Here is a 7,459-nt window from a genome sequence, read left to right as displayed (position 1 = left end):
ATGAAGAAACTCTGCGCAATAGACACGAAGGCAACTATCGAAGACAAGGATGGAAACCCAAAGATCTCACGGTAGTAAGTTAGCGCGCTCAGCTAACACTGAGCGCTTACGTCATATCCACGCCTCTGTCACGAATTGTGATTGTTTTTTCTTCCGGGTTCCAAATAGCCCTCAATTTACCTCTTGAATCTCGCAGTTCTGTCATCGACATTCCTCCTTTAAAGTGAATAAAGCCGGGATAGAGATCAGAGCATCTACATGATGCAATAATTTCTACCCCGGCTTGGTTACATAATGAACGGCACGTTCAGGTATCTATTCTGTTAAACCATGCTCGGACTTTCCAGTTCCTGGTTATTCATTTTGATTTCCAAGCACGGACCATTATTAAACTGCTGGCATATCGCATCCCACGGTTCATATGACACGACGTTCCCGCCCTTCATATATACCAACGACAAAACACCATTAACAAGGGCCTTGTATCCCACCAGCATTTCTTTTCCGTGAGTTACATAAATTCCGTTTTCTCTTTTACTCATCCAGTATCCTCCTGTTATAGATTGTTATGGTCTTCGTAATCCTCATCCAACCAAGCAGCTATATATCCATCAGATGTACCAACCGGACGGTCTAACACGCTTGGCGTTTGATTTGTATTGGATAGCCATGTTTCTTCCACTACTTTCTCGTTGTCTGTATCTACCAATATCACCGATATCGCAGAGTTGATAGGAGCGCCCTTGTACTGGTTAACAACATAAGCGTATATTGTCGGATCGCAGAAAATAAAAGTAGTCTTCTGATTTTCAAAATAATCAGGCTCCCATGCATCAACGAGGAATGTCTTTGCAAACAGACCATTCAATCTGTCAGTGAAAAAGCCCATTGGTCTGTTATGCTCGTCGGTTTTGTATGTGTTCACATCGAAGTACCACAATTGCTGTGGCGCATCCTCAATATAAAAAGCAAAATCAAAATACAGTCTCATTCCGTACGGCGCATCTGTCCGTCTTCGCTCCAGAGAGTCCGGAACTTTCACAATAGGAACATCTCGCTCAAGAAGAGCTGCCACAATGGCGTTTTTTGCTTGCCGCTCTCTATTCATGCTCTCTTCTCGAACCGAATAATGAGGACCCATTGAAGCCCTACGTTCATGTTCTTTCTTATCCCTCATACCATTTGCCAACATAAACATATCCAGATCAATCTTGCTTTCAGGGGCTCTATGCTCGTATATTGCTTTTACAGTATCCTCCGAAAGTGGCTTTGAAATTTTTCCGTTTGCGATACGTGAAAGAGTAGATGCTCCAATTCCACAATCCTCTGCAAACTGTGCCATAGTTCGGTTTATGCCCTTCGCTTTAATCACATACTCGCTTATCCTCATTATGTCAGGTGTCCGAACCTGTACATACTCGGTATCTCTCTCCTCAGCCATTGCTCGAACCTCCATTTCATGTACTTGCAACTTTCTTGCTGTTCTATGCAAGAATAATAACACACAAAATAATATCTGTCAATACCTTGATGCAATATTATTGCAATTTTCTTGCAAGTCGTTGCAATCCGCTTTCCTACTCGTATCTGGACGTAGCTTTCTATTCAGACAGCTTGTCAATAGAAGCAATCCATTCCAATATCTCATCAGCGGAAAGCGTACCTTCCTCCTTTTGCTTCCGTCTTAGTTTCATCCCCTCTGTTAATTCCGACAGCTGCGCTTGCAGATCGGTTCTTTCTGGATGCCTTTTTATCGCCATCTTAAACCGCATATACAATCTCCGGTATTCTTGAGTCAGGACGTCATATTTCATTTTCCTGGCCCTTGCTGCATTGGCCCCAACATCCCTGCAGGCTTTGCTACTATCCTGGGGAGACGGATACCCGCAGTAGAGTGAATCAGATCGTCCCACCGGAACAAAATACTGCCCGCAGTTTTTGCATTTGACGAACTTTGTCTTTGCATCCATGGCATGGGCAGCTTCAAATAGGATGAGCGACATCGATGACTTGATCGTGTAGATGGAATGAAACGCATTATCATAAAACATAATGTGGAAATCAATATGCTGGAAGTCCGTGTTATCAGCATACAGGCCCCAGAAGGCCATTACCTGATTTTCCTCATATTCCTCTCCCGATACCAGCATATTGAAGGAATGCTTAAACGCGACATAGGAATTTGCATATGCCGCATAGGCGGTCAACATTGCCTGACCGATGGTACTGATACCAAAGGTCTCAACGCCCGTTTCCTCCAGAACGAAAGATTTAATCTGATCTGTATCCTTATCCTTGTTGAGTGGGGCAATCAATTCTTTCAGTTCTTCTTCGTTAGCGCGATTGAAGTCAGCCATAAAGCCTGAAAAGTCCGCCAGAATCATCACCGCTGTGATTACCCCAAACTTCTCCAGACAGGCTTCATAAAGATTCATGAGTGCGTGACCACCGTTTTCTTTCAAATAAAGCTTAAAACTGAATACGAAACCTCATAAACATGAAACCCTGGTAGATTACTTTACCAGGGTTTCTATTAGCTTGTGTGGCTAACAAATTGTTTTCAAAAGTATCGTCAGTTTACCGTCCTCACAGATAACATTGACGTAATCTCCGGAGTTAATGCTCATGTACGGTAAAGTATCACAAGAAAATTATGTCGAATTGACAGCCGCCTCCGCTATACCGAATAAGGAAATAAAGAGTCCTCAAATTTTGCGCTACTAAATGAAGACGAGCGGAAGTAATCTCCCGCTCGTCAGTAAACTTAACTATGCCATATCAATCCCGCTTCTTTCCCGCCACCGGCACTAAGAACAGCGCGGGCAACAGCAGGAAAGCGGTACAGACCAGCCCCCAGGGTATGGACACCTGCTGGGCTACCAGCCCCACAATAGGCCCGCCGATGATCTGCCCGAAAGAGTCCAGCTGTCCGCTGGTGGAAAAGACTGTGGCGCGCATTTTCTCATCCACATGGTCGTTCATCCAGGCGGCCAGCACAGGCTCCTTGATGGTGCGCATAAGCCCCGCCAGCAGGAACATCAACAACATGAACCAAAAGCTCCGCCCCACCGCGAAGAGAACCAGGCACAGGATATACCCGGCGCTGGTGGACATGACCACACTGGTTCGGCTGACAGTCCCTTTTTTCTCCATGCGGGCGATGAGCAACTGAGAAGCCAGAATACCTAAGCCGCTGCCGATAAGACTGATAACACCGAACCAAGTGACGCTGTTCAGCGGCCCGATAACGGGTATTACCGTGTCATCCAGAAAATGAGCGGTGGAGAGCCGGTCAAAGCCTTCACTGGCAAGTCCCCCGCATAGTGTGATTGCTAAGAGCGCCAGCAACACAGGTGCGCCTTTCACAAAGCCCAGGTTGAGCTTGAACAGGCAGACAAAGTCTTTAAGCAAGCCCTGCCGTTCCTCAATAGCAGGGGAGAAGTTGGTTTCTGGCATGATGCGAACCAACACCAGCCCCAACAACAAGCACAAACTGCCCCCCAAGATGACAGGCATTTGCAGGTTTATGTTTCCCAGCAGTGTGCCCAGCACCACGCCCAGAACGCCGCCGATTTGCCCCATTTGACTGCCCCGCAGGAACACCTTGTCTATGGGTTTGTCCTCTTCCTCCGAGGCAATCCACGCCTCCAGAGCGCCGGTGATGAAGGTATCACCGCAACCCCAGACAACCTGGGCCAGCAGAACCGGCGCGAACCACGGTAGCGCACCCTCCATCAGAAAGCCCAGGCCGTAGAGGAACATTCCAATCAGCACCGAGCGCCGACGGCTATACAAATCCGCCACCACACCGGTGGGTATCTCGAACAGAAAGCAGGAGGTCTCCAGAACCGTCCCTACCAGGACAAGCTGGAAAGCATCCAGCTGCACCACCTCCAGGTGGTACACGATGGAAAGCACTGTGGACATAGAAACCGCCAGGGAAAAGACAAATCGGAACAGCAGGTAGACAGAATATGCCTTTGAATTTTTAGCAAACATGAAGTTACATTCTCCTCGTATTATATAGTAGTAGTTTTTAGAGACCCTCTCCAAGGTCTTTATAACTATTAAGTCATAGTCTTTTCTTTACCTCTTCTGCAGGTTCGACTATGATATATAAGATGCTGTGGATTGGTTCTTTTCTCCTACCACTTGATGGTTTAGTAAAGGCTCCAACCACAGTCTCTTTGTTCATTTGTTAATCAGTTAGATACCGCATGACGGTTTATTTAGAACGAGGTTACAATCGCAAGGAGCACTTGTGGTTCTAAAACAGTATCAAATATATTTCAAAGGCTCGATTTCTTTTTAATTCTAATATACTTTTTCTATCGGTCGCATCCGCCACACAAAATTCAATTTGTTTTGCATATTGTGATTGCCGTCTTTTAGCCAATTCTATCATTTTTTTGCTGTAATCAAAAGCGACAACCGAAGCGCCTCTTTGTGCAAGATACGAAGAATAATTTCCATTGCCACACGCAATATCCAAAATGTAATCCGCAGGATTAGGAGATAGAAGTTCCGTTACTTTGGGGCGCACTACCTCTCTGTGAAATTCATTAGATTCGTCACCCATTGCATTATCCCAAAATTGTGCGTTCTCCTCCCAGATTTTTTTACTTTCCTCTGTTCCCATGTTCTCTCCCACTCCCCAAATTTGCTTTTTTGCTTCCATTAAATCTTCCTTACTATATTCCATTGTTACCCTCCATAACTTCTGATTGTTGCCGTCTTGACGATTATGTATCTTTACATTACCTTCTGAAACATATGGCGCACCTTGTCCAGGCGGCTGTTTGGACGGCGGGGCTGGATGACCGGCTGACCGACAGCGGCCTGATATCCTTTCAGCTCTGTAAGGCATACGCTCCGCCCGTTGGTGTAAAAGGCCAGATCAGTACGGTATGCCTGTATACAGCGGGCGGGAATCTCGCCAGTAAAGACAACTTCATCCTTTTTTTCCTGGGCCGTTTCGATGGTGGCACAGTATTTCGGTGCATCATGATAAGCCCTGGAAAGGTATTCCTGGGGCGCATAGAGGATGAAGGAGAGATAAGGTTCCAGCAGCTGCGTCCCCGATTCCTTCAATGCCTGTTCCAATACAATCGGGGCCAATGAGCGGAAGTCCGCCGGCGTGCTGACCGGACTGTAATAAAGCCCGTATTCAAAGCAAATCTTACAGTCCGTTACGTTCCAGCCGAACAAGCCCTGCTCCAGCCCGTAACGGATACCATCCCTGACAGCGTTTTGAAAACTCTGGTTCAAGTATCCCAGCGAAACCCGGCTCTCGTATTGTACACCGGAGCCAAGCGGGAGTGGTGTAACAGACAGTCCGATGGATGCCCAAAACGGGTTGGGCGGCACCTCGATATGGATGGTGTGGCTGGCTGCTTTGAGCGGCCGCTCCATATAAATGACGGTGGGTTCCTTTACCACTGTTTCAAGCTTGTATTTTTCCGACAGCAAAGCGGAAACAACCTCCAACTGCACCCGGCCCAAAAAAGAAAGAATGATCTCATGGGTGATGGAATCCACTTCGCAACGCAAAAGCGGGTCAGTATCCGCAAGTTGCGTAAGAGCGTCCAGCAGCCGTTCTCTTTGCGCTGCCGTTTTCGGCGCAATCGTCGTCCGCAGCATGGGGAGGGGGTCCTCGCGCCACCTTTTACGAGGGAGCCGGGTTTGGTCCCCTAATACATCGTTTAACCTCACGCTGTCGCTGGGAAGGATAACAATTTCACCCGGATAAGCGGTGTCTGTCCGAACAATTTCCCCTTTGGATGGAATACGCATCTCTGTGATTTTCAGCTTTTCTCTCCCGGCCAGGGCCACCGTATCCCGCAGGCGCAGCGTTCCGCTGTATAGCCGTAGATAGACACGCCGCTGGCCGCAATCTGTATACTCCACCTTGAAAACGCTGCCGCATAGGGCGGCGCTCCCCTGTTCCCCAATCGGTTGGAACAGCCCTGTCACCGCATCCATCAACGGTTGAATGCCAAGGCCCTTTTTGGCGCTGCCATAATAGACCGGGAACAGGGAGGCGTCTTGAACCCGCCGCTGTTCCTCCCGCACAAGTTTTTCCCGGCTGATTGGTTCTCCTGCGATATACTTTTCCAATAATTTATCGTTATTTTCGATGACCGCATCCCATGCTTCTATGTCGGTATTTTCCTCCAGGACTATTTCCGGGGACAGCGACACCGTCTGCTTGATGATAATATCGGCGGAGAGCTTATCCCGAACAGACTGAACCACGCTCTGCAAATCAACGCCAGCCTGGTCGATCTTGTTGATAAAGATAACGGTGGGAATGTTCATTTTCCGCAGGGCATGGAACAGAATACGGGTCTGGGCCTGCACGCCATCTTTAGCGGAGATCACCAAGATGGCCCCATCTAAAACAGCCAAAGAGCGGTACACCTCCGCCAAAAAATCCATGTGGCCGGGCGTATCCACAATGTTAACTTTACATCTGTGCCACTGGAAGGAAGTGACTGCCGCTTGAATGGTAATCCCACGCTGCCGCTCCAAAAACATGGTGTCCGTCCTCGTTGTCCCTTTTTCGACGCTCCCCGGTTCTGAAATGGCTCCGCTGGCATATAGCAGGCTCTCCGTCAAGGTCGTCTTTCCAGCGTCTACATGGGCAAGAATTCCAATATTGATTATTTTCATGTGATTGTCCTCCCTTTACAGCCCCAAAGGGCATAAAAATCCCCAGCAGTAAAATACTTTTACCACTGGGGATTATAAGTTGCGGACATACACATATACAGCATACACCTGTTTGTGAGTGCTGTTTTTGGGGATATGTCAAAATTGATAAGGCAAAAGTATTCTTGAATTGGGTACAAAAAACTAAGCCCCTACAAAAGGGACTATCATAATCCTTTGTTCCCACTATTTGATTATAGTTTTATTTAAGAATACCTTGCCGCATATTTTTTACTCCTTTTCTAGATTAAATCATTGTATCACATCAGTTTTAGGAAAGCAAGTACCTAAAAGAAATTTTTCTTCCCCTTATATGTAACAATCATACCGGCTTCCTAGCGTTCAGAATGTTTTCTGCTGTCTGCTGTGGTGTTTGGTTGGAATTGTCCAACCAAAAGCCGATCCGTGGTGTTGTCTGCATTTTACTAAATACAAATTCAATGTATACAGAAAGATATAAGGAGTGGGAGGTGTTGTTGACTGCCTAGATTGACTTCGGGCTGATCTGCTTGCGTGTCACGAGATTGATCTATATACTGTCATGAGATTAAAAAGAAAGAAGGTCCGGGGTACCCTCTTTGCACGTCGTGTCCCCCGAACCTCTGGTATCAAAACCATGTTCAGTGTATCAAACTTTGAGCTCAGACACAATGAGGTAAACGGTTTTTTATGTTGAGAGCAATGATGCCATCCCTCCGTGCCCGTCCTGTCGTGGCAAGCTGGTCTACCGTGATCGCAAGCGCCGTAT

General features: G+C 47.1%; 5 protein-coding genes and 1 pseudogene. All 6 read right to left on the bottom strand.

The window, feature by feature from the left end; genetic code table 11:
• Positions 1-323: 323 nt before the first annotated feature.
• Positions 324-542 (bottom strand): hypothetical protein, encoded by a 219-nt coding sequence (locus tag ACTNC3_RS10975; RefSeq protein ID WP_441227452.1) that lies wholly within the window; start codon positions 540-542, stop codon positions 324-326.
• Positions 543-556: 14 nt separating this feature from the next.
• A complete protein-coding gene (locus tag ACTNC3_RS10970; RefSeq protein ID WP_441227451.1) occupies positions 557-1,441 on the bottom strand; it encodes a helix-turn-helix domain-containing protein in 885 nt (294 codons plus the stop codon).
• 160 nt (positions 1,442-1,601) lie between these two features.
• The gene (locus ACTNC3_RS10965) at positions 1,602-2,435 is read right to left on the bottom strand and encodes a DUF6076 domain-containing protein (protein WP_441227450.1); all 834 of its coding nucleotides are present in this window, start codon (positions 2,433-2,435) and stop codon (positions 1,602-1,604) included.
• A gap of 343 nt (positions 2,436-2,778) precedes the next feature.
• On the bottom strand, positions 2,779-3,999 hold the full coding sequence (tet(40), locus tag ACTNC3_RS10960) for a tetracycline efflux MFS transporter Tet(40) (protein ID WP_441227449.1): 1,221 nt from the start codon (positions 3,997-3,999) through the stop codon (positions 2,779-2,781).
• Positions 4,000-4,291: 292 nt separating this feature from the next.
• Positions 4,292-4,702: pseudogene (locus ACTNC3_RS10955) on the bottom strand (class I SAM-dependent methyltransferase); the annotation flags it as partial.
• Between the two features lie 50 nt (positions 4,703-4,752).
• A complete protein-coding gene (gene tet(W), locus ACTNC3_RS10950) occupies positions 4,753-6,672 on the bottom strand; it encodes a tetracycline resistance ribosomal protection protein Tet(W) (protein ID WP_441227448.1) in 1,920 nt (639 codons plus the stop codon).
• Positions 6,673-7,459: the final 787 nt, after the last annotated feature.

Origin of the sequence: Oribacterium sp. HCP3S3_B9 (genome assembly GCF_052064255.1) — a bacterium.
GTDB lineage: Bacteria > Bacillota > Clostridia > Lachnospirales > Lachnospiraceae > Oribacterium.
The sequence above is the reverse complement of the archived record's forward strand: the minus strand, read 5'-3'. Positions and strand labels throughout refer to the sequence as shown.

What these genes read in the sequence shown, in the direction of transcription:
- ACTNC3_RS10975 (WP_441227452.1), bottom strand. Translation starts at nt 542, where the DNA reads ATGAGTAAAAGAGAAAACGGAATTTATGTAACTCACGGAAAAGAAATG.
- ACTNC3_RS10970 (WP_441227451.1), bottom strand. Translation starts at nt 1,441, where the DNA reads ATGGCTGAGGAGAGAGATACCGAGTATGTACAGGTTCGGACACCTGAC.
- ACTNC3_RS10965 (WP_441227450.1), bottom strand. Translation starts at nt 2,435, where the DNA reads ATGAATCTTTATGAAGCCTGTCTGGAGAAGTTTGGGGTAATCACAGCG.